We start from the raw sequence: 23,209 nt of genomic DNA on the forward strand, positions 1-23,209 counted from the left end.
TCTACCGGTGGCTCGCTCGACACCGGGCCGGCCGCACCGAACACGTCGGCCGCGCGCTCCTGCAACTGCCGCTTCCATTCCGTGATCTGGTTCGGATGCACATCGAACTGCTGCGCCAGTTCGGCGAGCGTGCGCTCGCCCTTGACTGCCGCCAGGGCCACTTTCGCTTTGAACGCCGCTGAGTGCGTGCGTCGGGTTCGTTTCGTCATTTTCTCGGTTCCTTTGCCTGCATTATCGCTGGCTCAGGCCCCGGTCGTTCCACTTATCCCGCTGTCCGATTTTGCGCGGCCACCTCTAAGGGCGCAAGCACCGCGTCGGCAACCATTACCGCATAGCCGAGCGTCAGGGTTTTGCGGCCCATCGCCCGTACGAGCAGCAGCGCGATACGCCTGCCGAGGCCGGTCTTCTCGTAGCCGAGGGCAAACATGAACGCGCCAAAAATCAGCCACACCGTGCCGTTCGAGAATCCGGAAAGCGCCCACGCAAGGCTCGCGTTCGCCACATTGAAACCGGGCTTGGCAAGTTGCTCGGGGCTGAAGAAGACCCATTCGGAAAGCACAGCGACTATGGTCACGGCGATGAGTCCGATCGCAGCACCAGGAATGGGTTCCAGCATCAGGCCGACGATTACGCCTGCGAAAATCGCAAAGTAATACCAGGTGTGCTGTGCGAGACCTGCGGGGGCGGGGATGAGCGCGATGACGATCGCCGCGGCAATGGGGGCGAGGGCCTTCCACAACGTTTTCATACCTCGTTCCCTTGGCTATAACCTTCGTTGTGCTATGGTTTATATGATGTTTTCCGCGAGTTTGCCAGTGTGGCGCCGGCGCGCCACAAGGAGACCGGTGATGGTGGTTCGCCTAAGCATTGAAGGGCGCGAGATCGAAGCGCCGGTCAACTGCTCGATCTTGCAGGCATTCGCGCAGGCGGGTCAGACACTCGTCGAAGGCGTCGGATGCATGGGGCAGGGCGTGTGCGGCTCCTGCCGCGTCATGGTCCGGCGCAGCGGCGAACAGGACGTCACAACCGTGCTCGCGTGCGAGACCCTCGTCGAAGACGGCATGCAGGTTGCATTCCTCGATTACCTGACGACCCCAACGCGGCACGTGTATCGCATGGAGGATCTTGGGGACAGCTGGGAAGCGCTGCGCACCATTTCGGAAATATTCCCGGAGGCGTCCCATTGCCGTCATTGCAGTGGCTGCGACCGCGCCTGCCCGAAAGGGCTCGAGGTTCAGCGCGGCGTAAATCTGGCCGTGGAGGGCAGCCTGGATGCATCCAGCCAGGTCTTCGACGAATGTGTCATGTGCAATCTTTGCACGCTCGCTTGTCCCGAACACATTCGGCCCAATCATCTCGGCTTGTTCGTGCGACGAATGATTGCGGCTCACTCGCTGCGTCCGGCCAATCTGATCCGCCGGCTGCAGCAGATCGAAAGCGGCGAAATGAAGATCGATTTCGATGCGCCTGCCGCGCATCCGCCGCGCTGACCGGGGCACAAGATCGTGGCGACCTCGATTCCCTACGCGAACGCGCGACAGCGCTACCGGTCAGGCGCAGTACCCACGCTGCGCACCGAGGACTGTTCCGTCGAGGAACTCCTCAAGGGCTATCACCCCGACCACGGGCCCAATGCGCGCGTGCCTCTCGCGGTTGGCGTCAATCGCGGGGAGCCGTGTCAGCCGGATCTTGCGCGCCAGCTGCACGCAAACGCGTTGATCGACGATGTCGACCTGGCAGGCGCCCAGCTCGTCTTCACCGATGTGCTGGTCGTGGGCGGCGGCGGCGCGGGCTGTGCCGCGGCGCTCACTGCGGCGAAGCAGGGTGCACAGGTGCTCCTCGCCGGCAAACTGCGGCTCGGGGACAGCAACACCGTGATGGCCGAAGGCGGCATCCAGGCGGCGGTCGGAGAAGACGACAGCCCGCAGCTGCACTTCGAAGACACGATGCGCGCCGGGCATTTCTGCAGCGACCCCGGGCTCGTCGCGCAAATGGTGATGGACGGTCCCGACGTGATTCGCTGGCTGATCCAGCTCGGCATGATGTTCGATCTGGAGGATGACCGGCCACTCGGCGGCAACCTTTTGCGCAAGAAGGCCGGCGGCGCGTCGGCGGCGCGCATTCTTTCGTATCGGGACTACACCGGGCTCGAGATGATGCGCGTGCTGCGCGAGGCCGTCAATCTCGATCCCGGCATCGATGTGTGGAATCGCTGCCCCGTGGTCGAACTGCTCTCGGACGAGCGTGGAGGCTGTGCGGGCGCCGTGCTCTACAACCTCGAATGGCGGACCTTCGTACTGGTGCGAGCCCGTGCCGTGATACTCGCTACGGGCGGCGCAGGGCGGCTGCATCTCAACGCCTTTCCCACTTCGAATCACTATGGCGCAACCGCCGATGGCCTTGTGCTGGCCTATCGTATCGGCGCGCGGCTGCGCGAACTCGATTCGTTCCAGTACCATCCGACGGGTCTTGCCTGGCCGCCTCACCTGGCGGGCGGATTGATCTCGGAAGCCGCCCGCTCGGCGGGAGCGAAATTGATCAACGGCGAAGGAGAGCGTTTCGTCGACGAGCTTCAGCCCCGGGACGTGGTGGCCGCGGCCATTCTGCGCGAATGCGCGCAAGGGCGCGGAATCTCGCGCGACGGGCAGATCGGCGTGTTCCTCGACACGCCCTCGCTCGAAATGGCAAACCCCGGCATTCTGGCGCAGCGCCTCGTTACGCTGCGCCATCTTGCACGCAGGTGCGGAATCGATCCGGCGCAGGAGCCGTTTCTTGTGTATCCCACGTTGCACTACCAGAACGGCGGCGTCGTGGTCGACAAGGACGGTGCGACGAGCGTGTCCGGCCTGTACTGCGCAGGCGAGGTCACCGGCGGCATCCACGGACGCAACCGGCTGATGGGCAATGCGTTGCTCGACATCGTGAGCATGGGGCGCCGGGCGGGGGCGAGCGTTGCGGAATCGAAGGGGCACGTCATGGCGAGCCGCGCCGGCATCGGCCACGTTCATGAGTGGCAGCGGGAGCTCACCCTGGCAGGATTGCCCTTGCACGTGAAGGCACCGCAGCTTTTTCCCGGCTACGCTCATTTCGATCTGCGAAACGATGCCAGCCTGCGCCCGGACGCTCGCGCGCGGGCGGTCGGAAGCATCCGCTGACGCGGCACATGGAGCGGCAATGGACAAGCTGAATCAGGTTCTTTTGCGTGATGAGATCCGCGTAGGCGCGAACCTCGACGCCTGGTTCGCGCACGGCGGCGGCGAGGGGCTCGCTCGCGCGCTGGAAGATCCGGCTGCGATCATTGCGGAAATCGCCCAGGCGGATTTGCGCGGCATGGGCGGCGCCGGTTTCCCCGCGCATCGTAAATGGACGCCTGTCGCCGCCGCGCCGGAAGGGGACAAGTACATCATCTGCAATGGCAACGAAGACGAACCCGGCACATTCAAGGACCGTTTTCTGCTGGAACATACACCTCACCAGGTGATCGAAGGCGCGCTCATCGCGGCGCTCGCGAGCCGCGCCAATCACGTCATTCTCTACGTCAACCCGCATCAGCATCAGGCGCTCGCAGTTACTCGCGAGGCGGTGCTGCAGTGGCGCGGACATCCTCTCTTCACGGCGATCGAACAGTGGCTCGGAAAGACCGTTTCGCTTTGCGTGCTGCCCAGTTCGGGGCTTTATATAGGAGGGGAGGAAACGGCGGTCATTGCAAGCGTGGAAGGCGGGTTTCCGTTTCCACGGCGCAAGCCGCCTTTTCCTGCGGAGCAGGGCGTGCATGGTGCTCCGACCGTCGTCAATAACACGGAAACGCTGGCTCACGTACCCGGAATCCTGCGCCATGGCGCACAGTGGTATCGCGACCTGGGTGTTGGCGATGCGGCGGGTACCAAGCTTTATTCGCTCTCGGGCGACGTCTTGCGTCCTGGTCTGTACGAACTGCCCATGGGCACGAACCTCGATACGCTCGTCTTCGAGCACGGCGGCGGAATGCTGCAGGACAAGGAGTTCAAGGCGGTCTTCACCGGCGGCCCTTCCAACACCTTGCTGACGAAACGCGAGCTCGATGTCGCTCTGGACTTCGACTCGGTCCGGCAATGCCGCTCGCGTCTGGGAACAGGCGCAATGATCGTCGTTTCGGAGGGCAGCAGCATCGTGCGCAAGGTCGCCGAGTACGTAAGCTTCTTCGCCCAGGGCTCGTGCGGACAATGTCCGCCTTGCAAAGGCGGAACGTTTCAGCTGATGCGGCTACTCAACCGGCTCGACACTGGCCGCGGAGTACGCGCCGATCTGGATGCGTTGGAGAACCTGTGCCGCATTCTTCCTGGCAGCGGACGTTGCGGTCTCATCGACGGGGCCGTGACCGTAGTCGAAAGTTCGATTAACCAGTTTCGGGGCGAATACGAAGCGCTTTTGGCGTAGACCGGAACGTAAGTTACCCGATATCGCGATCGATAAAATTCTTCCGGAGATCACGCGATGCCTTACTTGCAACTCGATGTAAACGATCACTACTCGGTAGAACAGAAAAAGCTTCTCGCGGCGAAGATGTGCGATACCTATGCGCGACTGATGTCAGTCGATATCAGGCGCATCAGTGTTGCCATACGCGAACTCGGGCCCGGTTCCGTGTGGCGCATTCCGGTGGACGGCGCAGAACCCGTGGCTGTTTCCTTGATGATGCTCGATATCAGACGAGGACGACCGCCGGAATTGCGCATGGAGGTCGCGAAGACGCTTTGCGCACACTGTGTGGAAATTCTGGGCTTGCGTGAAGACCGGCTCAACGTGGAGTTCACACAGCACACAGGAGACGAGATGTATCACCCTGCTCTAGGGGGATACAGCCCGGAATGGGAGCCGGGTGAGCAATGAGAAGTCACGTACAGGCACCGTTGCAACGATCTGCGTGAAATGGAATCAGACGATTTGCCAGGCTGGGAGTGCGTCAATGGAAAAAATGTACTCGTACAAGGGCTTTGAGGTCACCGTAAAGCTTTTGGACGTGCGGGCTGTTTCGAGCGAATTCACATATGGGCCCCCGGTGGGGTACGTCGCAGAGGCGAGGATTTGCACGGCGGAGCCGAGAAGACCAATAGGCGTGCCGATTCGACTTGTCGCGGAAGGAAACCGCGTATTCGGCACGATAGACGACGCCTTGGCAGCAGGCTTTGGTGCCGCACAGCACGCCATAGACGATAGAGCAGCCCCTTGATGTCGGTGCGCTCGATTTCAACGAAACGCGCACTGCATGCCGCGTGTTTTTCCGCGGATACCGGATGAGCACCACGCAACGGAGATCCGGCAGTCATCGAATGGCGCGCATCGCGTTGCCACTGGGGCACGACCTGCAACACCATCGACAAGCAGGCACATGCTGCTCCTACGCTACATACCCCAGGCCAATGCCACTCGCTCCATGCGTAGTTGCCGGGCATCGAGCCTGCAGCGCCGCCCGCGAAGCGGATCGTCATGTAGATCGTGTTTGCGCGGCCACTGCGACGGCGGGCGTTCTCAACGCACGGGCCCACAGAATATATTGACGAGATTTCCATCCGGGTCACGCAGTAGGAGCGAGCGATTGCCCCAAGGCATCAATGTCGTCGGCATCACGATGGTTGTACCGGACGCTTTCATCCGCTCGAACACCATGTCGACGTCCTCCACTTCGAACTCCAGGATTGCCGATTGATTGGCTGCGGCAGTGGCCGCTCCGACATTGAAAAGCTTGATCAGGTGCTCGGATGAAATCGCGAGGGTCGCGCTCGCGAATCGCATTTCGGCAAACCCATCGGCTAGCCGCACGGCCTCGATCCCGGACAGCCTCTGATAAAACTCGACCAGCCGTTCAATATCCGCGGTAACCAGTCGAACTGATGCAAACTTCATTTTGAGCTCCTTTAGAAGAGCTTCAGTCTACCAGGCCATGCTGTCAGATTCTGGCAGTATCGTGCGACTAGCGACCTGGTTGAGTTTGCGCCATTCTCGAAGCAGAGTGGAACGCCGCTTTGGATAGCGCTCCATCTTTTGCTCGACGCTCAAGATCCGATCCGAACGGAAATTGCGAAAATCGGCTCGAAGCTCGCACCAACACATCAGCACCCGTGCCTGGTCGAAATACACTAGGGCAAAGGGCCAAACGACGCGCCGCGATTGAATGCCGCTGCCGTCCACGTAGGTAATCTCGAGCTTCAACTCTGCACGGACCGCGGCACGCAGCAGGTCCGGCGAGATCGTGTGGGCAGGTCTCGTCAACGGCGCACCGACCAGCAGCGAAGATTCCTCTAGCTCGCGGCGCAGTTCAGCGGGCAGCACGGCCGCTATCTTTGCAAGCGCGCCGAGTGCACCCGCCGATAGCGTCTCGTCGCAGCGATCGGCCACCCAGCGCATGCCAAGCACCAAGGCATCGAGTTCCTCCGAGCGGAACATGATGGGTGGAAGCATGAAGCCCGGCTTCATCACATAGCCAATGCCCGGCGCCCCCTCGATCATTGCTCCTTGGGCCTGCAAACTGGCGATGTCCCGGTACAAGGTGCGCGTGCTCACGCCAAGCTCATTAGCGAGGGTTTGGCCGCTCACGGGACGTCGATAACGACGTAACACTTGCAGGAGTTGAAGGAGGCGTTCTGCACGGGACATACGTGAATTCCGATATCGACACGGAGGGGAATCAACAATGTGATCCGGTGCTTCGGACCGAATGCAGTTGATTCGTTCCGACGGCCCTTGCATTGTTCACGATTTAACTGACGAAGTCGAACGTCTCGAGTTGGCCGACTACTGCGCGACACAGTGCGGACGGCGACCCGAACTGGCCACGTAGTTTAGCGACAGGGCACGCCGCGCTCAGAGGAAGTTCCTGATCAGCATCGTCACCCACGACCAGGCACCGCCGCAGCCGGCGGCCCGGCACCGTGCATCGGGATCCGCCAGAAGGCGGCCATTGGCGTCGCTCACCGAATTTGAGTTGCGCAGGAAGTACGCCACGCTGTCTTGCAAGGGATCGAGCCCGTCCTCAGGGATATCTATCCACAGGCCGTTTTCGGTATTCAAGCGGGCCGACAGTGAATCGAAATTGAAACTGCCGAGATAATATCGATGGCCGTCGATGAGGACCAGCTTGGCGTGCATCATGCGGTTGTCTCGGTCGGAATATTCGCGCACCTCGATCCCGGCATTCACCAAGCCGGGCAGATCGTCGGCATAGGCGCGCCCGACTGCGGGGAATTCCTGCGTGATGCTCGCCAGCGAGGCGCTCACCAGAATCACGTGGACACCTTCGCGCCGCTTGCGCTCAAGCGCCTCGCGCAGTTCCGGCACCAGGATCACGTAGGGGTTGATGATCAGGATTTCGTGCTGTGCCGTATCGAACGCTTGTAGCATGTCCTGCAACGTGCCTGGCGAGCGCTTGTCGGGCCAGTCGTGGACATAGCGCAGGCGCTCGCAGGCGATCGGCATCCAGGCGGGATCAAAATTCGCCCCGGGAGCGGGCGGAGCGGCGGGATCATTGGGCGTATCGGTGGCAGTGGGTGTATCGGTAGCGGCCAGGTCTGGCGCCTCGGCTTCAGCATCGAGCGGAGCCAGCAGCCATTCGCGCCAATAATGGATGCGCGCCGGGTCCAGCGTCGCATAACCCTGCGAGTTGACATAAGGACTTGCGACCTTGAGGAATTTTTCCGGCTCGGGGCGAACCACTTCCGGGCTATTCCAGAACAGGGCGAAATGCTGGTACATGGCGTGCAGGGAGGAAGCCTCCTGGCCGGGGTCGCCCGACACCATCAGATCGCGCTCGCTGAGCCAGTTGCGGAAACTCTCGTCCCAGATCGAGGTACTGCCGATCACGGCCGTGTCGCCAACCAGGAACAGTTTGTCGTGCATGCGATGCGAGATCTCGACGAGATCGGATCGTGGATGGAAGATTCGGAGTTCAATGCCGGGCGCAACTTCGTGCAGGGCGACGATGAGCTCGTCCTCGAACGGGTAGTGCGGCTCGGGGCCGATGCCGTCGATCAGCAGTTTGACCGGCACGCCTCGGCGCGCAGCCTCGACCAGATGACGCAACAGCAGGCCGCCGGTCTGATCGATTTTGAAGATGTAGGCGAGGATGCGGATCTGCTCGGCAGGCGTGGCACGGTCGACCAGCGCAATCCGCGACTGCATCAACTGACCGTCGTCTAGACTGGCGACCAGGTCGACACATTGCGCGTGGCCTTGCTGAGAAGAGGCCAGCACGCATGCCAGAATGAGCGCCAGGCTTCTCGTTGTGGTCATGAGATGGCGAACGGGTTCGATGTGTCTGCGGCCCTACGTCCTTGAAGGTCGGGAAGGCTTTGTCGCGTTAGCGCGGTCAAGTAGCTCGCTGTGACTTCGAGAAGGTAACAGAACGGCGAGCCCGAGATAGTTACCGTGGACAAGAGCGGCGCGAATCTGGCTGCACATCAAGCACGCAGTGGACCGAACATCAGCGCAGTTGAAAGGAAAGAATGGCTTTCCGGAATGTCCGATTGTCGCCGATCTATGAGCACTGTTCCAACGACCGCTCGTGGCCGACCGGCGCCCGATGCAATCCGCCCCGCCCAACCCGGAGCTTCATTGCGTGGCGTTTTACGAGGCAATCACTTGTTGTCGTACCCGACTCGGCGCCACGCCTGTCCACCGTTTATAGGCCTGCGAAAACGAGGACAGGTCACTGAACCCCAATTCCTGGGCGATCTCCGTGAGTGACAGGCGTCCCTCGTCGATCAATGTCTGTGCCCTCGCTTTGCGCACGGCGTTCGATATGTCCCGGAAACAGGCGCCTTGAAACCGCCCTGAACCCTTTCATGGGCCGTGTGGGTGGCCCGATGCTGAACTTCGCGGCGAAGACCCCACTGAAATGCGTGCGTATGCCCATGACAGTGGCCAGCAAGATGTCTGCACTTGTGAACAACGAAGACGCGCTGAAGGTCTGGCTGTCGGACAAGCGCTCGGCTGGCAACGCGATGACGATGGCCTTTCTTGGCTCCTACTTGTCATATCAGCCCGTGACGGAGCCGGAGGATTTCAACGTCTGCCCGATCCTGTTGACTCAGCCCGCAGTAGATCGTTGGACGCCATTGCATCTGAGCGAACCGTTCCTCAAGCGTATCCAGAAGGTGCCAGTGAATGTTGTGATGCTCGAGAGCGCTGGGCATTATCCACTCGAGCAGCCGGGACTCTCGCAGATGGTGGACGCCATCGACGCGTTCTACCGTAATGGAGCGGCTCGACAGCAGGGGATCGAATGGCTGCCTTGACGATAAAGCGATCTTTTGGCGTGACGGTTCTCGGTCTGCGCCTTTCCATGCGGCGTCCAACGATCGCGCGCGGAGGGCGTCCCGGATGCGTGTCTGATGCATCAGGCGGAAACCGGCCAGCTCACCCGCAAACCCCCTTGTAGCAATCCAATATTTCGAATATATTGGAAATATGGAAGAGAGAGACGTTGTTCGCGCCCTTGCGGCGCTCGCCCACGAAGTGCGCCTGCGCGTGTTCCGGATGCTGGTTGTAGCCGGGCCGGGCGGCTTGACGCCTGGCACCATCGCGACTCAGCTGGATCTGCCCAATGCAACGCTCTCCTTTCACCTGAAGGAGTTGATGCACGCCGGGCTGGTCACACAGGAGCGCGACGGGCGCAGCTTGATCTATCGGGCCGCCTACGAGCAGATGAACGCGGTGCTTGGCTTTCTGACCGAGAACTGCTGCCAGGGGCAGGTGTGCCTCGCGCCCGGCACAGATTCGTGCAAATGCTGACGGAGACCTCCATGAAGCGGTTTCACATCCACATTCACGTTGACGATATCGCAACCAGTGTCGCGTTCTATTCGAAGCTGTTCGGTGCAGAGCCGACGCGCATCGAAACGGATTACGCCAAGTGGATGCTCGACGATCCTCGCGTGAACTTCGCGATCTCAACGCGCGGTACAAAGGTCGGTGTGGACCACCTGGGTTTTCAGGTGGATGACGCGGCGGAGCTCGCCGAACTCGCGCAGCGTGCGCAGGCAGCGGATATGAGCCTGCTCGACCAGGGCGAAACGACCTGCTGCTATGCGCGCAGCGACAAGCACTGGGTCGTCGATCCACAAGGGATCGCGTGGGAGCACTTTCATACCCTGGACAGCGCGCCCGTCTATGGCGAAAGCCGGCAGGTAGAGCCGGCGCCGGGCGCCGCGGCCTGTTGCGGGCCGAGCGGCAAGCCTGTTGCCATTCCCGTGAAGCCGGCCGGTTCGGCCTGCTGCTGATCGCGCATCGCGTCCGATAACACCATGACCACCAACGTCCTGATCCTTTGCACGCACAATTCTGCGCGCAGCGTGCTTTCCGAGGCCATGCTCAATCACTGGGCGCACAAGCTCGGCAAGGACGTGCGGGCGTTCAGCGCCGGCAGCGCCCCAAGCGGCCGCATCAATCCGTTCGCGCTCGAAGCGTTGTCGAACGCGGGTATCGATACGCAAGGCTATCGCAGCAAGAGCTGGGATGAATTCGCGCAGGACGGCGCGCCGCCAATGCGCATCGTCATCACCGTGTGCGACAGCGCGGCCGCGGAACAGTGTCCGTTCTGGCCGGGTAGCCCGGTCAAGGTGCACTGGGGCTACGCCGATCCGTCGAACGCGCAGGGCGGCGACGAAGGCAAGCGTCAGGCATTCGAGCTTACGCGCCAGGCCATCGGCTATCGCATGCTGCAATTGCTCGAACTGCCACTGGAGAGCCTGGGGAACGCTGACCTTCAGCAGGCACTGGACGTCATCCTGCAAAGCTGAACCCGTCTCCATCGAGTTGTCCCATGAATGCATCCAACGTCGCCGCTTCGCGAAAGAGCGCTGCGAAAGCCCCCATCAGTTTCTTCGAGCGATACCTGACCGTCTGGGTTGCGCTGTGCATCGTTGCCGGCATCCTGTTTGGCCAGGTGCTGCCAGGTGTCTTTCAGGCAATTGGCCGGATGGAATACGCACACGTCAATCTGCCGGTCGGTCTGCTGATCTGGGTGATGATCATCCCGATGCTCGTCAAGGTCGACTTCGGCTCGCTGCATGAAGTGCGGCAGCACATCAGGGGCATTGGTGTCACGCTCGTCGTCAACTGGCTGGTCAAGCCTTTCACGATGGCGTTCCTCGCGTGGCTCTTCATCAAGCAGTTGTTTGCGCCGATGTTGCTCGCTGCGCAGCTCGACAGTTATGTGGCCGGACTGATCCTGCTGGCGGCCGCGCCCTGCACGGCGATGGTGTTCGTCTGGAGCCGCCTGACGGGAGGCGACCCGTTGTTCACACTCTCGCAGGTCGCACTCAACGACAGCATCATGGTGGTCGCGTTTGCGCCGCTCGTCGGCCTGCTGCTCGGCATCTCGGCAATCATGGTGCCGTGGGCAACACTGCTCACCTCGGTCGTGCTCTACATCGTCATTCCGGTGATCCTCGCGCAGATCCTGCGCAAGGTGCTGCTCGCGAGAGGTGAAAAGGCGTTTGAGGCCGCGATGGCAAAGATCGGCCCCTGGTCCATCACGGCGCTGCTCGCGACGTTGGTATTGCTGTTCGCTTTCCAGGGTGAAGCGATTCTGAAGCAGCCGCTCGTGATCGTGCTGCTTGCCGTTCCGATCCTGATCCAGGTGTTCTTCAATTCGGCGCTGGCGTACTGGCTCAATCGTGCGGTCGGCGAAAAGCACAACATCGCCTGCCCGTCGGCCCTGATCGGTGCCTCGAATTTTTTCGAACTGGCCGTCGCCACTGCAATCGGCCTGTTCGGTTTCAACTCGGGCGCCGCGCTCGCGACGGTCGTGGGCGTGCTGATCGAGGTACCGGTCATGCTGCTCATCGTGCGCATCGTCAATCGCTCGAAGCGCTGGTACGAGTGCGCTTGAAAATTATGGAAACAACCATATGAGTTGCGTCGTCATCTATCACAGCGAAATGGTCTGCAGTGCGGAGGGCGCGCATGTCTGATCTTGCAACCGACTTGCCGCAGGTTGACCCGGCGCTATTCCGCGTTCCTGATATCAACCGGCTTCAGGCCACAAAGACGTCGCCCCATCCGCCGCGCATCCTGCTGCTCTATGGTTCGCTGCGTGAGCGCTCGTTCAGCCGCCTGCTGAGCGAAGAAGCGGCGCGCCTGCTCACGGCGATGGGCGCTGAAGTTCGCACGTACAACCCAAGTGGCCTACCGTTCCCCGACGACGCCCCCGACACTCACCCGAATGTGGCCGAGTTGCGGGACCTGGTACTGTGGTCGGAAGGCATGGTCTGGTGCTCCCCGGAGCGTCACGGCGCGATGACGGGCATCATGAAATCACAGATCGACTGGATTCCGCTCTCGGTCGGCGCGATCCGGCCGACGCAGGGCAAGACGCTCGCGGTGATGCAGGTAAGCGGCGGCTCGCAGTCGTTTAACGCGGTCAACCAGATGCGTGTGCTGGGTCGCTGGATGCGCATGCTGACCATCCCGAACCAGTCGTCGGTAGCCAAGGCATTCACGGAGTTCGATGAAGCCGGCCGCATGAAGCCTTCGGCCTACTTCGATCGAGTCGTGGACGTGATGGAAGAACTGGTGAAGTTCACGCTGCTGACTCGCGACATCGGTCCGTATCTGGTCGACCGTTACAGCGAACGCAAGGAAAGCGCTGAGGAACTGATGAAGCGCGTGAATCAGACCCGCATCTGACTTATGGCGCCTTCCGCTTTCGATCGCACGTCAGAAGAGAACACTGCAACATGGGCACTGGCCATCGCCCAACTGGTCGCGTGGGGCGCCGTCTATTACGCATTTTCGCTCTTTGTTGTGCCGATGGAGCGCGAGCTGGGATGGAGCCGGGCATCGACCAACGCGGCGCTTTCACTCGGGCTGCTGGTTTCCGGACTGGCTGCGTACCCGGTCGGGAAGTGGATTGACCATGGCCACGGGCGCAGGGTGATGACAGCGGGATCACTGCTCGCGTCCGTCATGCTGGTGCTCTGGTCACAGGCAGGCAGCCTCGTGACGCTCTTTGCTGCCTGGGTGGGGCTGGGCGTCGCGATGGCGGCGACACTCTACGATCCGGTGTTCGCGATTCTCACACGGGACTATCCCCGCAGCTTCCGCACGAAGATCACACTGGTCACGCTCGTCGCGGGATTTGCCAGTACGGCATTCATTCCACTCACGCAGGGACTCGTCGACACGCTAGGTTGGCGGCATGCGTTGCTCGCGCTCGCGTCGATCAACGGCTTTGTGTGCCTGCCCATCCACTGGATGGCGTTGCGCGATGACTCGAGCATCACGGCACCTGCGGTCAACAAGGCGAGAATCAAGGCCGAGAACGACAAGTCTGTCAGGTGCGCTCTCCGAACGCCGGTGTTCTGGGCGCTCGCGATCTGCTTCACCGCCTACTATGCGACCTTCGCCGCACTGACGTTCCACCTGGTTCCGCTTATGGTCGAGCGCCACGTGTCGCAGCCTGTCATTCTCGCGACGATGGCGGTCATCGGTCCGTCGCAGGTGCTCGCACGGATGCTGTGGTTCACGCTTGGACGGAATGTATCGCCGCAGATCGTAGGCCTCGTTATCACCACAGCTTTCCCGGTGTCGGTTGTTGTGCTGCTGGTAGCCGGGACATCGCCCGTAGCGCTGATCCTGTTCGCGGTCATCTACGGAGGCGCAAACGGCATGATGACGATCCTGCGCGGCACCATCGTGCAGGATGTGATGTGGACGGAAGGTTATGGGGCAGTCAGCGGGTTGCTGTCTGCGCCTTCGAACATCGCGAAAGGCATCGCTCCGATCTCGGCGGCCCTGATCTGGTCGATCGGGCAAAACTACGTGCCAGTCGAATGGGTAGTGCTGCTTGTTTCGCTTGTTTCCACAGCGGCGTTTGGCATGGTTGCACTCTCTGCGCATCGTCGCAGTTCTGTCATGGCGGCAACGACCGAATGACAAACCGTGATATGCACCGACGAAAAAACCGTTCGTGAGCTGAACGCCCGGAGGGGTGTTTAGAACGGCCATTCGGTGGAGTTGCGTCAATGTCCGGACATGGCCGAACCCGGGAGTGCGCTAACCACGTGACCGTGAGCATCGGAGTTGCGCTGTATCACGAGGACGAGTTCGATCTGAGCCCCGCTTTCGAGCGTGCTGACCAGGCCCTGTACCGCGCCAAGGAGGCAGGCCGTAACCGGGTCGAGCCGGAAGCGCTGTCTGACCAGCGCGGCAAGCCATCGGCCGCAACCTAGCCGGGCATTGACTCCGGGGCAGCCTCACTGGAATGGCCGATTCCTGAGCGGAAGCGACACCTGAATGTCTAAGCGAAGGAGCGCGCGAATGGCTGGTCGTGGCCGGCTACTGTCCGATGCGATCGGCTGAAACCGACTCTGAAGAGACCCTCGACCCAAGGACGCACGAACGGCAACTTTCAAGGTGCAATGGACGATCGCCGAGCCGATTCATCTGGCACTCGCGGTGCGCCGAACTACGCTGGGACTTACCGAAGATTCGCTTGAAAAAACGTTAGCACCATTTCGTCAAACTGCTTGTGAAAGACCGTCCGATCGAAGCCGTTCGCATCGACGCAGAGTCCCGGCTCATTGTTCTTCATTGCCGCAGGACACGGGGCAAGAAAAGCAAAATGCGCCGCGTTGGAAACAATGTGATATTCAGGCCTGTGAGGAAGGGTCTTGGCGAGTGCGTCAGCGTTGCGCGGCAGCACGCCGGCGCCACCGAACTGGGAAGCCCAAAGCTGAATTGGCGCTTGCACATTCTTCAGGCTCGCCGTGGTTGGGAATGCATTGAACGGGTCCGCTAGCACAAAGGCTTTGATCCGCGCGTCATGAGTCAGGTGGTCGGTGGATACCTCTCCACTTCGGACCTGTTTGCAAATCGGGGCGCTCGGGTCCGGGCACGTAATATCGGCGTGCGGGAAATCCGGGTTACCGCCGGCCAACACCAGGCCCGTGTAGCCGCCGCGCGAAAAGCCAAAAAAGCCTATGCGTTGCGGGTCGATTCTGGCTGCGTCGGGGGCGGTGCTCAACATGTAATCGATAAGACGCTTGATGTCGGTCGGTCGCTCGACGAACACAGACATATCGTCGGCCCGAGTCATGTCAGAGAATGTATCGCCTGGATGATTGATTGCCGCCACGACAAAGCCTGCCTCGGCCAGCGTCTCGGCAAGGTCTCGGTGGCCAAGGTACGATCCGCCATAGCCGTGCGAAATGACAACGAGGGGAAGCTTTTCGCCAGCGGTTGGACAGTCGCGCCGCCCCTTCAGGACATATGGACCGATCGGCACCTCCTGGGAAGGCTCAGCACACGGTGTCCACACTATCGCTTTTAACGCCGGACCGCCGACATCAGCCGGAATCTGCGCGAACTTTATTCCCGCGGCGTGTGCAATTGCCGTAGACAGGCACAACAGAACGGCCAATATGGATGTTTTCATGTGGTTTTGAGGGGCGAGTTGTTTGCTTTCAATATCCTGATTGGCGGTATCACGGCGAAACGGCTCGAAGGCCGAATTCGGTCAGATCCTGATTTTATCCTCGTGCGCCAACGGCGGGATTTCGGATGATGCGGTCGCTCCCAGGTGTCCGATTTCCCGCGCAGGCGAATGGCGTCTGATGGCCGCCAGGCGACCAGGTCACTTGCATCCAGTCGCTTTCACAGCGGTGCACAATCACAAATCAACCGCCGACAAAGGGGGGGTGACGAACGTCGAGCAGGCACGAGACACGCGGCCCGGCGCATTCGCTGCCGAGCAAGAGCTTAGGGATCAATCAACTATATGGATTACGCCGCGCATTGCCTCGATGTGTTCCCGAGCGCGCAAGCGCAGTGGGCCGTGGCCACAGCCTCGACATTCTCATTCGATCTATTCAACGAGTCTATCGACCGCCTGAGAGTCGAGGAGATCGTGGGCCGTGACGTGATGAAATGGTGATATTGAACGGCCTGCGGTCGGTCCTGGGTGACTGGCTGCAGACCGAATGCCTCCTTAAAGACACGTCAAATCAGGCCGAGGGTTCGACGCTGTAACGCAGCCATACACTGCCGCCCTCGAGCGTCTCGGCTGATTTGAATGCGAGCGATCTACCGTAACCGGGATTTCCCTCTTCGGGGCCTTCGAAGATCGTCTGGACGCCTCGCACGCCGTCGATTCCCGGGCAGATCAACACACTCACTTCGTCGATCAGACCGGCTTTCAGAAAAGCCGCATTGATAGCGGCGCCCCCTTCGAGAAGCAGCGTGCTGATACCCAGCGTTTCACCCAGTGCCTCGACACCGGCTTTCAGGTCGTGTCCATCTTTACCCGCGAACACGTATGACACGCCGCTTTGTCGCAACTCGGCGAGATAGTCGTCCGATACGTGCTCGCCGAGCACCGCGGCGATCTGATCGTCACCCACGGTCGGGCGCGCGTAGTGAAGCTTGCCATCGGGGTCGAGGCCGATCGCGAAGGTCCGTTTGCGATCGGGATTGAGCCATGCTTTGCGCGCGCCGACATCGCTCGTTGTGATCGAAGCGCCGCGTTCGTCCTTCACGATTTCGGCCATCGTCACGCGGCCGACGAGCCAGCCGTCTCCACCGAGACCCGCCGCCACGTTTTCGTATTGCGTCACGAAATGACGCCGGTCGAAGCCGTGTGGCATCGAATAGCGGCTCGGATGCAGTTTGCCGTCGATCGAAGACATCATGTGGCAGATGATTCGGGGGCGCATGGTTGACTCCTGATTTCTTTCGCAATGGTTTTCAGCGGAATTCAAACGGAATCGCTCAGGGTGCAATTCGCGTACCTGGGGTGTGCCCAGGCATCATCATTCAGCCCGGCATAACGGTGAACGACAGTGCATCCACGTGCTTTGTCCATTTGAAGCGGCGCGTTGTAAAGGTGGTGCCTCGGACAACAAACCCGGCCGCATTGTCGCGCGACCTTACAGAATGATGCGTGCGACCGTGCGATATCGGAAGACTCGGTGTGAATCGAACATGGGTATGGCAAGGGAAATCGGGCAGGTGCGCCGCGGCCCCGCGCGCCTGAGTGCGGCACCCATTAGAAGATAACGACAGCCCGCCCGACGAGCGTGCCTTCCCGCAGTCGATCAAGCGTTTCGTTTATCTGCTCCAGGCGAATCGGCGTGGTCTTGTGCTGGATCTTTCCTTTTGCGGCCAGGGTCATGACCTCGCTCAGGTCGACGTAATTCCCCCAGTTCGATCCGTAGAAGCTCTGCTCCCGATTGATGCGGGGAAACAGCGGGATATCGACACGATCGCCGAGCAATCCGACATCGACATAGTGACCGCTGGTGCCGAGGAGGCTGAAACCGAGTTGCATCAAATCGGGCGCGCCAACGCAGTCGAGAATGGCATCCAGAACAGTTTGTCCCGTGAGCCTCTGCATTTCAGCCTCAAGGTCGGCCTTGGACGCACCCTTGAGATCGATGGCGAAATCCGCGCCGTAGCCCTTGGCCAACGCGAGCTTTTCCGCGTCGTGATCGAACGCAACGATCGTGACTCCGCCGCCGAGCAGTTTTGCGTATTGCACGGCATAGCCGCCGAGGCCGCCCATGCCAAATACACCGAGCACGCGATTCGGGCCCAGCGCATCGGCTTTGAGCAGTTTCTTGAGTCCGCGATACGGCGTGAGTCCCGCGTCCGTGAGGGGCGCCAGGTGTTCGAACGAAAGTTCGCGCGGCACCTTGATCAGATAACGCGCTGGCACGGGCAGGAACTCGGCGAAGCCGCCATGCGGCCCGAAGCCTGGGAAGCGCACGTTGGGGCACAGTTGGGTATTGCCGACCTGGCAATGACGGCACGTGCCGTCACCCCAGCCGGGAACGACGACGACGTGATCGCCTTCATCAAAGCCCGCATCGGACGCCTGCTGGCCGATGCGGGACACGACGCCGGTGATCTCATGGCCAGGCGTGATAGGGGTGGGGATGTCGAAGTACTTCAGGAAGTACCCGTCGACCAGTTCCGCATCGGTGCGGCACACGCCGCAAGCGGTCACCTTGACCAGAATTTCTTCCGGCTGGATGTCGGGGATGGGGATATCCTCCAGGACCAATGGCTTGCCGAATTCGTGCAAACGCGCTGCTTTCATCGTCATTCCTTTTTCTCAGGTTGAACGCCAGCTAGCGGAACCGGAATGTAATCACCGTTTCTCGAACGATTGCCGGTACTAGTCACGCTGGGCTGTTTGATATGAACAAAGCGAAAGAGGAAGCGATTGCTTCCATCCGTGCATCGAAGTCTAGGAGCCAGGCTCTCGCTGAAAAAGAGGTGAAATTCAAATACGGTATGCAAAGAAACTGCACAATGCGCCGCAACGGGTCCAGTTGCCTGATCGATTGCTATTCCGTCGAAGTCGAGATCACCTATCCGGACGCGTTCTGATCCAGCCGGCACTACACGCCGACCGTCATGCATACCTCTATGCACGGCCCGGCACGATCGCGATGGTGGAATTCGACGGCGGCGCTTTTCACCGGCTCCAGCCAATCACGCTGGAACATGTGCAGGCGGTGTTGCGCCTCGTGTCCGGCGCAGACGTCACCCTGACACATCTTCAGTTCGCTACCACCTGGACATCTTTTTTGACAGGCTCCATCAAATGATGGAGGTCAAAGCAATCCATCGCGCATACGATCGCAATAGACGACATCGATGACGTTTGAGCGCTACACAGTACGACAAAGGCGGACATCGTTCCGGGCGAACGGATCGTTTGCAGGCCGACTGACAGAGACTTGACGTGAGCTTGACTTACGGCGGCGAGTCCCGCGAACAGCGTAGCGAAACACATGGCCGCTTGCGCTTCACAAACGAAATGGAACGTGTGCCTTTTTCAAATACCTCATGAAGACACTGAAATATCGAAGATGGTGCAAAAATGCAGAGGCGACGCCGCAAGTTCTACGGCTGGGGCTATGAAGGAGACGAAGTCTCCAGCTGCGAAATTGCCGAATTCGAGAGAGCGTGGGCTCGCTTGCTTGGTGTGTCGAATTTCGAACCCGCACCCTTTCCCAGGGCCGAAGACATCTCGCTTCGCACGCCGCGCGTGCCGATTCCCGACGCGCTGCATGCAATCTGCACAACCGATCATCATGAGCGGCTATACCACACTTATGGCGCGTCTACTGTCGACATTGCCCGCGCGATACGGGGCGAATTCGACAATCCACCGGATGTCATAGCGTACCCCGACACTGAGGACGACATCGTCAACCTCTTTCGCTGGTGCGAAGACGCGAATCTGGTCGCCATTCCCTACGGAGGGGGTACAAGTGTCGTGGGCGGCGTCAACCCACCATCACAGGACCGCTGTCGAGGCGTGGTAACCATCGACATGCAGAACTTCGACAAGGTTCTCGAAGTCGATCACAGATCTCAAGCAGCACGAGTCCAGGCTGGCGTGCTTGGGCCTCATCTGGAACAGCAACTCAAACCGACTGGACTGACACTACGCTTTTTCCCGCAGTCTTGGGAATTCTCGTCGCTAGGAGGCTGGGTCGCTACACGTGCGGCAGGCCACTTTGCGACCGCTTACACGCAGATTGACGATCATATTGAGAGCCTTCGAGTCATCACGCCAGCAGGCAACATCGAGGCAAAGCGCTTTCCTGCTTCCGGAGCGGGACCTAACCCCGACCGGATGTTCCTTGGTTCGGAGGGCGCACTGGGGATCATCACTGAAGCGTGGGTCAGGTTACATCGACGTCCTACCCATCGGACAATGACGAGCGTCCGATTTGTCGATTACGAGCGCGCCGTTGAGGCGGTGCGCGTAATCTCGCAATCTGGACTTTACCCCGCAAACGCGCGTTTGATCGAGCGAGCCGAAGCCGCCTATACCGGATCAAGTGACGGAACCTACGACATCCTGGTACTTGGTTTCGAGTCGGCTGACCATCCCGTCGATGTCTGGATGGAGCGCGCGCTGAATATTTGCGGAGATTTTGGGGGCACCTGGGATGAATCGGCCCTCAGGGACCACGATGTTAGCAGTGATGCAGACACAAAGAGTTGGAGAGACAAATTCCTGCGCGGCCCCGCTCTTCGCGAACATGCAATCGTTCGCGGGGTCATGCGCGAGACCATGGAAACGGCTATCACGTGGGATCGATTCCAACAACTCCATGCCCACGTCAAGGACGAGACGCATCATGCGATCCGCGTGGTGACAGGACGCGCGGGATCCGTGACGTGCCGACTTACGCACATTTATCCGGATGGCCCGGCGCCGTACTTCACCTGGTTCGCCTATGGCGACAAAAAGCGCATCCCGGAGCAATTTATTGCCATCAAGCACATTGCGGAGCAGGCGATCGTTGACGCTGGAGGCACCGTCACACATCACCATGCGCTGGGAAGAGATCATCGGCCATGGTACGACAATGAGCGCCCGGAACTCTTTTGTTCAGCACTCCGGGCGGCAAAGAAGATCTTTGATCCCTGCGCCATCCTCAACCCAGGGATTCTTTTTGATCCGTCTTAGTGGATCCATCGCGGGATTTCGGTAAAGAGGCCATAGCATGAATGCGCCGGTTGCGATATCGAACACGCACGGGATCTCCCATACGGCGATCTATCTGGTATCGATATTCCTGATTATTTATCTGGGTCTGACCGTGTTCCTGACGATCAGGCTTCGGAGCAGAGACTCCAGCGAATTCATGGTCGCCGCTCGATCTGTGCCCGCGATTGTCGTTGGCATCTTGATGATGTCCGAGTTCGTTGGCGCGAAATCGACGATCGGCACGGCACAGTCAGCCTTCGAATCGGGTGTTGCCGCGTTCTGGGCCGTTCTCAGTGCGGGAATTGGCTTTCCCTTGTTCGGCTTTTTTCTGGCACGGAAACTCTACGCGTCTGGCGAATTCACGATCTCTGGCGCGATAGCAAGGAAGTATGGCCGGTCAACCCAGATCACGGTCTCCTTGATAATGGTGTACGCACTTCTGCTGGTAAATGTCGGCTATTACCTGAGTGGCGCAGCTGCGCTTTCTACCGTACTCGGAATTCGGCTTGTATCCGCAGCGATTCTTACAGCAGTCGTCTGCACGTTCTACTGCGCGATCGGAGGACTTAAAAGCATCGCATACGTCTCCATACTTCATACCCTTCTAAAGTACGCGGGTGTGCTCATCGTGCTCGCGGTCGCACTCAGAATGACTGGCGGTGTGAAGCCAATGATCGATCGGCTTCCTGGATTTTACTTTAGCGCAACGGGGAAGATTGGCCCTGCAACGATCGTCGCGTGGTCGATCGCAAACATTGGTGCGATCTTTTCGACACAGTACATCATCCAGGCTATTGCCTCTCTCAAGAATCCCGAGAATGCGCGGAACGCCGCCTATATTGCTGGAATTCTGTGTGTGCCAATCAGCATCGCGCTTGGATTAATCGGCGTGGCAGCGAAGTTTCTTTTCCCTGGCTTGAACAGCTTGTACGCTTTCCCCGTATTTATGACGTATATGTCGCCCACTCTGGCAGCGTTGGTCGCGGTTTCACTCGCCGCCTCCGTGTTTGTCGGCGTGAGCAGTGTGAACCTCGCGATCTCCTCATTGATAGTCAAGGACTTTTATTCTCCTTGGCGTCATCCAACACCAGCGCAGGAGTTCAGGGCATCGAGGTGGCTATCCATTCCCATTGGATTCCTGCCGTTGTTTTTGGTTTTCTTCTTTCCGCAGGTGCTGCACCTTTCGTTCTTTACGCGCGCGCTGCGCCTCTCGATTGCTATCGTTGCTGTCGTTGGATTCTATGTACCGTTTTTCAGTAGTAGTCGAGGCGCCACAGTGGGATTGTTGGGTGCCGCCGTAGCGACAACAATCTGGTATCTGCTTGGCGATCCATTCGGCATCGACGACATTTACGTTGCGCTCGCAACCCCGTTGATGCTCATGTTGGTCGAGCGTCTTTTCCCGCCAACCAGTGGTAGGGCCGACCTCACTTCGATCTCCACGAATATCAAATAGTCGTACACCTTGAGTATGTATGTCTGGTCTGGAAAACCAGGTTGCGTACGCGCGCGGAAGTGTGTCAGGGTGGACGGCCGTGCCGGCAGTAAGGTGAGAAGTTGATCCCGCTGGCGAGAAAGCACCGGCAACGTCTGTGGATGATGGAGGGGCAGGGTCCGCTGTCCGGGCAGAGCCGACGTTGGAGGTCCGCCCGAGCGCACTGGTGACGGGCCGTTTCTGGCGGAACCCAGAAGTCCAGTACTGGGTGCCGGTCGCAAGGTGCAACATCGGCAGCCAACTTCCGCACCTGAACGTGAGTTGGCTGCCTCGCGAATGCTTCCGAGTTCCGCGGCGCGTACAGGACAACTATCCCTGTTTCGCGGCGACTTCGGCGGCGGCCTTGCGAATTGCGGCGAGCACTTCGTCCGGGCGCGAGAGCATCGGAACGTGACTGCTCTTGACTTCCACGATCGTGGCACCCATTCGCTTCGCGTAGGTGCGCTGCAACTCAGGATGGACGGTGTGATCCTCAGTCGCGAGGATGTACGTGGAAGGCTTCGATTTCCATGCGTTTCCGTCCAGCTTGTGGGTGAACAGATCCGCCGCCGGCGCGAAGTGGGTCGCATAGACGACCCCTTGATCTTCCGCGGACAGGTCGCCAGCGAAAGCTGCGGGCCCGTCCGGTTTCAGCCAGACTCGGCCATCCGCGACTTCGACGTGATTGAATATGTCCGTCTTCGGAAATTTCTCCTGTTGTTCCTGCGCGGTCTCCGTCTCGTCCGGGCATAGCGCCGCGATGTAGACCAGCGCCGCAACGCGGGGGTCCATGCCGGCGTACGTGATCACCGCGCCGCCGTAGGAGTGGCCGACGAGAAGGATCGGCCCGCTGACCCGGCCGAATGTGCGAATGGTTGCCTCCACGTCGCCTTTTACTGAGTCGAGGCCGTACTGCGCCGCCATCACTTCGTGACCATCGGCCCGCAGCGCCGGGATCAGCTTGTTGAAACACGAGCCGTCGGCCCAGATGCCGTGGCAAAAAACGATGCTGATGTTAGCCATGGTGTTACTCCTCTGCCCCGGGGATGGGACAACACAGAGACAAGACAATTGCGGATATGCGCTGCGCCACTACTCCGTGCCAGGTACTTCGGTTGCCAAGGATCGCCATTTTTTCAGGGCAACCGCTCTCGATCGGAGCAATTGAACCTGCCGAGAACAATCGTAGTAGAACTCTATAAGCAACTTGCCGAATCGTGCAGGCGGCCGTGTCCTTTTGCAAAATG

At 60.0% G+C, this 23,209-nt stretch carries 27 protein-coding genes; 17 read left to right on the plus strand and 10 right to left on the minus strand.

Annotation, left to right across the window (positions count from 1 at the left end):
- Both E1N52_RS39615 and E1N52_RS39620 read right to left on the minus strand, forming a co-directional pair.
- Nucleotides 1-209 (minus strand): transposase (locus E1N52_RS39615; protein WP_133189477.1); only part of this gene is annotated, 209 nt, incomplete at its 3' end.
- A 53-nt stretch (nt 210-262) separates the two neighbouring features.
- Nucleotides 263-748, minus strand: coding sequence for an SLC13 family permease (locus E1N52_RS39620; protein WP_281282828.1), 486 nt, complete (start codon nt 746-748; stop codon nt 263-265).
- A gap of 103 nt (nt 749-851) precedes the next feature.
- Here E1N52_RS39620 and E1N52_RS39625 point away from each other — a divergent pair, with 103 nt between their 5' ends.
- From E1N52_RS39625 to E1N52_RS39640, 4 genes are read left to right on the plus strand one after another with little or no spacing between them, the layout of a single operon-like run.
- Nucleotides 852-1,490: a 2Fe-2S iron-sulfur cluster-binding protein gene (locus tag E1N52_RS39625; protein ID WP_133190227.1), complete on the plus strand. Its 639-nt coding sequence runs from the start codon at nt 852-854 to the stop codon at nt 1,488-1,490.
- Nucleotides 1,491-1,505: 15 nt separating this feature from the next.
- A complete protein-coding gene (locus E1N52_RS39630) occupies nt 1,506-3,155 on the plus strand; it encodes an FAD-binding protein (RefSeq protein ID WP_133190189.1) in 1,650 nt (549 codons plus the stop codon).
- A gap of 19 nt (nt 3,156-3,174) precedes the next feature.
- Complete coding sequence (locus tag E1N52_RS39635) at nt 3,175-4,416, plus strand: complex I 51 kDa subunit family protein (protein ID WP_133190191.1); 1,242 nt, start codon at nt 3,175-3,177, stop codon at nt 4,414-4,416.
- A 57-nt stretch (nt 4,417-4,473) separates the two neighbouring features.
- The gene (locus E1N52_RS39640; RefSeq protein ID WP_133190193.1) at nt 4,474-4,869 is read left to right on the plus strand and encodes a tautomerase family protein; all 396 of its coding nucleotides are present in this window, start codon (nt 4,474-4,476) and stop codon (nt 4,867-4,869) included.
- Nucleotides 4,870-5,508: 639 nt separating this feature from the next.
- Here the strand turns inward: E1N52_RS39640 and E1N52_RS39650 are convergent.
- The 4 genes from E1N52_RS39650 to E1N52_RS39665 all read right to left on the minus strand — a co-directional run bounded on the left by E1N52_RS39650 (nt 5,509) and on the right by E1N52_RS39665 (nt 8,763).
- Complete coding sequence (locus E1N52_RS39650; RefSeq protein ID WP_133190197.1) at nt 5,509-5,883, minus strand: VOC family protein; 375 nt, start codon at nt 5,881-5,883, stop codon at nt 5,509-5,511.
- 27 nt (nt 5,884-5,910) lie between these two features.
- Nucleotides 5,911-6,633, minus strand: a complete 723-nt coding sequence (locus E1N52_RS39655) for a helix-turn-helix transcriptional regulator (RefSeq protein ID WP_133190199.1) — start codon at nt 6,631-6,633, stop codon at nt 5,911-5,913.
- Between the two features lie 207 nt (nt 6,634-6,840).
- On the minus strand, nt 6,841-8,265 hold the full coding sequence (locus E1N52_RS39660; RefSeq protein ID WP_133190201.1) for a phospholipase D-like domain-containing protein: 1,425 nt from the start codon (nt 8,263-8,265) through the stop codon (nt 6,841-6,843).
- A gap of 333 nt (nt 8,266-8,598) precedes the next feature.
- Nucleotides 8,599-8,763, minus strand: a complete 165-nt coding sequence (locus E1N52_RS39665) for a helix-turn-helix domain-containing protein (protein WP_425468202.1) — start codon at nt 8,761-8,763, stop codon at nt 8,599-8,601.
- Nucleotides 8,764-8,837: 74 nt separating this feature from the next.
- On the opposite strand from E1N52_RS39665, the gene E1N52_RS39670 reads away from it, so the two are divergent.
- The 8 genes from E1N52_RS39670 to E1N52_RS39705 all read left to right on the plus strand — a co-directional run bounded on the left by E1N52_RS39670 (nt 8,838) and on the right by E1N52_RS39705 (nt 14,207).
- Entirely contained in the window at nt 8,838-9,269 is a 432-nt protein-coding gene (locus tag E1N52_RS39670; RefSeq protein WP_246089424.1) for an alpha/beta fold hydrolase family protein, read from the plus strand.
- Between the two features lie 172 nt (nt 9,270-9,441).
- Nucleotides 9,442-9,765 (plus strand): ArsR/SmtB family transcription factor, encoded by a 324-nt coding sequence (locus E1N52_RS39675; RefSeq protein ID WP_133190205.1) that lies wholly within the window; start codon nt 9,442-9,444, stop codon nt 9,763-9,765.
- A gap of 11 nt (nt 9,766-9,776) precedes the next feature.
- A complete protein-coding gene (locus E1N52_RS39680; protein WP_133190207.1) occupies nt 9,777-10,253 on the plus strand; it encodes an ArsI/CadI family heavy metal resistance metalloenzyme in 477 nt (158 codons plus the stop codon).
- A gap of 24 nt (nt 10,254-10,277) precedes the next feature.
- The gene (locus E1N52_RS39685) at nt 10,278-10,772 is read left to right on the plus strand and encodes an arsenate reductase ArsC (protein ID WP_133190209.1); all 495 of its coding nucleotides are present in this window, start codon (nt 10,278-10,280) and stop codon (nt 10,770-10,772) included.
- Between the two features lie 23 nt (nt 10,773-10,795).
- Nucleotides 10,796-11,866, plus strand: a complete 1,071-nt coding sequence (gene arsB / locus E1N52_RS39690; protein WP_133190210.1) for an ACR3 family arsenite efflux transporter — start codon at nt 10,796-10,798, stop codon at nt 11,864-11,866.
- A gap of 74 nt (nt 11,867-11,940) precedes the next feature.
- Complete coding sequence (gene arsH / locus E1N52_RS39695) at nt 11,941-12,663, plus strand: arsenical resistance protein ArsH (RefSeq protein WP_133190211.1); 723 nt, start codon at nt 11,941-11,943, stop codon at nt 12,661-12,663.
- A 3-nt stretch (nt 12,664-12,666) separates the two neighbouring features.
- The gene (locus E1N52_RS39700; RefSeq protein ID WP_133190212.1) at nt 12,667-13,911 is read left to right on the plus strand and encodes an MFS transporter; all 1,245 of its coding nucleotides are present in this window, start codon (nt 12,667-12,669) and stop codon (nt 13,909-13,911) included.
- Nucleotides 13,912-14,000: 89 nt separating this feature from the next.
- Nucleotides 14,001-14,207, plus strand: coding sequence for a diguanylate cyclase (locus tag E1N52_RS39705; RefSeq protein ID WP_133190213.1), 207 nt, complete (start codon nt 14,001-14,003; stop codon nt 14,205-14,207).
- A 248-nt stretch (nt 14,208-14,455) separates the two neighbouring features.
- Here the strand turns inward: E1N52_RS39705 and E1N52_RS39710 are convergent, their stop codons facing one another.
- Nucleotides 14,456-15,412 carry an alpha/beta hydrolase family protein gene (locus E1N52_RS39710; protein WP_133190214.1) on the minus strand — a complete coding sequence of 319 codons (957 nt, stop codon included), beginning with the start codon at nt 15,410-15,412 and terminating at the stop codon, nt 14,456-14,458.
- 342 nt (nt 15,413-15,754) lie between these two features.
- Here E1N52_RS39710 and E1N52_RS44425 point away from each other — a divergent pair, with 342 nt between their 5' ends.
- The gene (locus E1N52_RS44425) at nt 15,755-15,910 is read left to right on the plus strand and encodes a hypothetical protein (RefSeq protein ID WP_165979557.1); all 156 of its coding nucleotides are present in this window, start codon (nt 15,755-15,757) and stop codon (nt 15,908-15,910) included.
- Between the two features lie 70 nt (nt 15,911-15,980).
- Here E1N52_RS44425 and E1N52_RS39715 read toward each other — a convergent pair whose 3' ends face one another.
- Entirely contained in the window at nt 15,981-16,688 is a 708-nt protein-coding gene (locus tag E1N52_RS39715) for a dihydrofolate reductase family protein (protein ID WP_133190215.1), read from the minus strand.
- Nucleotides 16,689-17,020: 332 nt separating this feature from the next.
- Nucleotides 17,021-18,079 (minus strand): NAD(P)-dependent alcohol dehydrogenase, encoded by a 1,059-nt coding sequence (locus tag E1N52_RS39720; RefSeq protein WP_205965747.1) that lies wholly within the window; start codon nt 18,077-18,079, stop codon nt 17,021-17,023.
- Nucleotides 18,080-18,174: 95 nt separating this feature from the next.
- Between E1N52_RS39720 and E1N52_RS45655 the strand changes: the two genes are divergently transcribed.
- The 4 genes from E1N52_RS45655 (at nt 18,175) to E1N52_RS39735 (ending at nt 21,944) form a co-directional block, all read left to right on the plus strand.
- Nucleotides 18,175-18,366, plus strand: coding sequence for a hypothetical protein (locus tag E1N52_RS45655; RefSeq protein WP_425468203.1), 192 nt, complete (start codon nt 18,175-18,177; stop codon nt 18,364-18,366).
- A 62-nt stretch (nt 18,367-18,428) separates the two neighbouring features.
- Nucleotides 18,429-18,587 (plus strand): hypothetical protein, encoded by a 159-nt coding sequence (locus E1N52_RS45660; protein ID WP_425468204.1) that lies wholly within the window; start codon nt 18,429-18,431, stop codon nt 18,585-18,587.
- A gap of 275 nt (nt 18,588-18,862) precedes the next feature.
- Nucleotides 18,863-20,467: an FAD-binding oxidoreductase gene (locus E1N52_RS39730; protein ID WP_133190216.1), complete on the plus strand. Its 1,605-nt coding sequence runs from the start codon at nt 18,863-18,865 to the stop codon at nt 20,465-20,467.
- Between the two features lie 37 nt (nt 20,468-20,504).
- On the plus strand, nt 20,505-21,944 hold the full coding sequence (locus tag E1N52_RS39735) for a sodium:solute symporter family protein (protein ID WP_133190217.1): 1,440 nt from the start codon (nt 20,505-20,507) through the stop codon (nt 21,942-21,944).
- A gap of 348 nt (nt 21,945-22,292) precedes the next feature.
- Here the strand turns inward: E1N52_RS39735 and E1N52_RS39740 are convergent, their stop codons facing one another.
- On the minus strand, nt 22,293-22,985 hold the full coding sequence (locus E1N52_RS39740) for an alpha/beta fold hydrolase (protein WP_133190218.1): 693 nt from the start codon (nt 22,983-22,985) through the stop codon (nt 22,293-22,295).
- Between the last annotated feature and the right edge of the window lie 224 nt (nt 22,986-23,209).

The organism is Paraburkholderia guartelaensis (assembly GCF_004353905.1).
Lineage (GTDB): Bacteria > Pseudomonadota > Gammaproteobacteria > Burkholderiales > Burkholderiaceae > Paraburkholderia > Paraburkholderia guartelaensis.

Excerpts from the sequence above, each read along its gene's own strand:
- E1N52_RS39620 (WP_281282828.1), bottom strand. The coding sequence starts at position 748 with ATGAAAACGTTGTGGAAGGCCCTCGCCCCCATTGCCGCGGCGATCGTC.
- E1N52_RS39635 (WP_133190191.1), top strand. The coding sequence starts at position 3,175 with ATGGACAAGCTGAATCAGGTTCTTTTGCGTGATGAGATCCGCGTAGGC.
- E1N52_RS39640 (WP_133190193.1), top strand. The coding sequence starts at position 4,474 with ATGCCTTACTTGCAACTCGATGTAAACGATCACTACTCGGTAGAACAG.
- E1N52_RS39650 (WP_133190197.1), bottom strand. The coding sequence starts at position 5,883 with ATGAAGTTTGCATCAGTTCGACTGGTTACCGCGGATATTGAACGGCTG.
- E1N52_RS39655 (WP_133190199.1), bottom strand. The coding sequence starts at position 6,633 with ATGTCCCGTGCAGAACGCCTCCTTCAACTCCTGCAAGTGTTACGTCGT.
- E1N52_RS39660 (WP_133190201.1), bottom strand. The coding sequence starts at position 8,265 with ATGACCACAACGAGAAGCCTGGCGCTCATTCTGGCATGCGTGCTGGCC.
- E1N52_RS39670 (WP_246089424.1), top strand. The coding sequence starts at position 8,838 with ATGCTGAACTTCGCGGCGAAGACCCCACTGAAATGCGTGCGTATGCCC.
- E1N52_RS39675 (WP_133190205.1), top strand. The coding sequence starts at position 9,442 with ATGGAAGAGAGAGACGTTGTTCGCGCCCTTGCGGCGCTCGCCCACGAA.
- E1N52_RS39680 (WP_133190207.1), top strand. The coding sequence starts at position 9,777 with ATGAAGCGGTTTCACATCCACATTCACGTTGACGATATCGCAACCAGT.
- E1N52_RS39685 (WP_133190209.1), top strand. The coding sequence starts at position 10,278 with ATGACCACCAACGTCCTGATCCTTTGCACGCACAATTCTGCGCGCAGC.
- arsB (WP_133190210.1), top strand. The coding sequence starts at position 10,796 with ATGAATGCATCCAACGTCGCCGCTTCGCGAAAGAGCGCTGCGAAAGCC.
- arsH (WP_133190211.1), top strand. The coding sequence starts at position 11,941 with ATGTCTGATCTTGCAACCGACTTGCCGCAGGTTGACCCGGCGCTATTC.
- E1N52_RS39700 (WP_133190212.1), top strand. The coding sequence starts at position 12,667 with ATGGCGCCTTCCGCTTTCGATCGCACGTCAGAAGAGAACACTGCAACA.
- E1N52_RS39705 (WP_133190213.1), top strand. The coding sequence starts at position 14,001 with ATGTCCGGACATGGCCGAACCCGGGAGTGCGCTAACCACGTGACCGTG.
- E1N52_RS39710 (WP_133190214.1), bottom strand. The coding sequence starts at position 15,412 with ATGAAAACATCCATATTGGCCGTTCTGTTGTGCCTGTCTACGGCAATT.
- E1N52_RS44425 (WP_165979557.1), top strand. The coding sequence starts at position 15,755 with ATGGATTACGCCGCGCATTGCCTCGATGTGTTCCCGAGCGCGCAAGCG.
- E1N52_RS39715 (WP_133190215.1), bottom strand. The coding sequence starts at position 16,688 with ATGCGCCCCCGAATCATCTGCCACATGATGTCTTCGATCGACGGCAAA.
- E1N52_RS39720 (WP_205965747.1), bottom strand. The coding sequence starts at position 18,079 with ATGACGATGAAAGCAGCGCGTTTGCACGAATTCGGCAAGCCATTGGTC.
- E1N52_RS45655 (WP_425468203.1), top strand. The coding sequence starts at position 18,175 with ATGAACAAAGCGAAAGAGGAAGCGATTGCTTCCATCCGTGCATCGAAG.
- E1N52_RS45660 (WP_425468204.1), top strand. The coding sequence starts at position 18,429 with ATGGTGGAATTCGACGGCGGCGCTTTTCACCGGCTCCAGCCAATCACG.
- E1N52_RS39730 (WP_133190216.1), top strand. The coding sequence starts at position 18,863 with ATGCAGAGGCGACGCCGCAAGTTCTACGGCTGGGGCTATGAAGGAGAC.
- E1N52_RS39735 (WP_133190217.1), top strand. The coding sequence starts at position 20,505 with ATGAATGCGCCGGTTGCGATATCGAACACGCACGGGATCTCCCATACG.
- E1N52_RS39740 (WP_133190218.1), bottom strand. The coding sequence starts at position 22,985 with ATGGCTAACATCAGCATCGTTTTTTGCCACGGCATCTGGGCCGACGGC.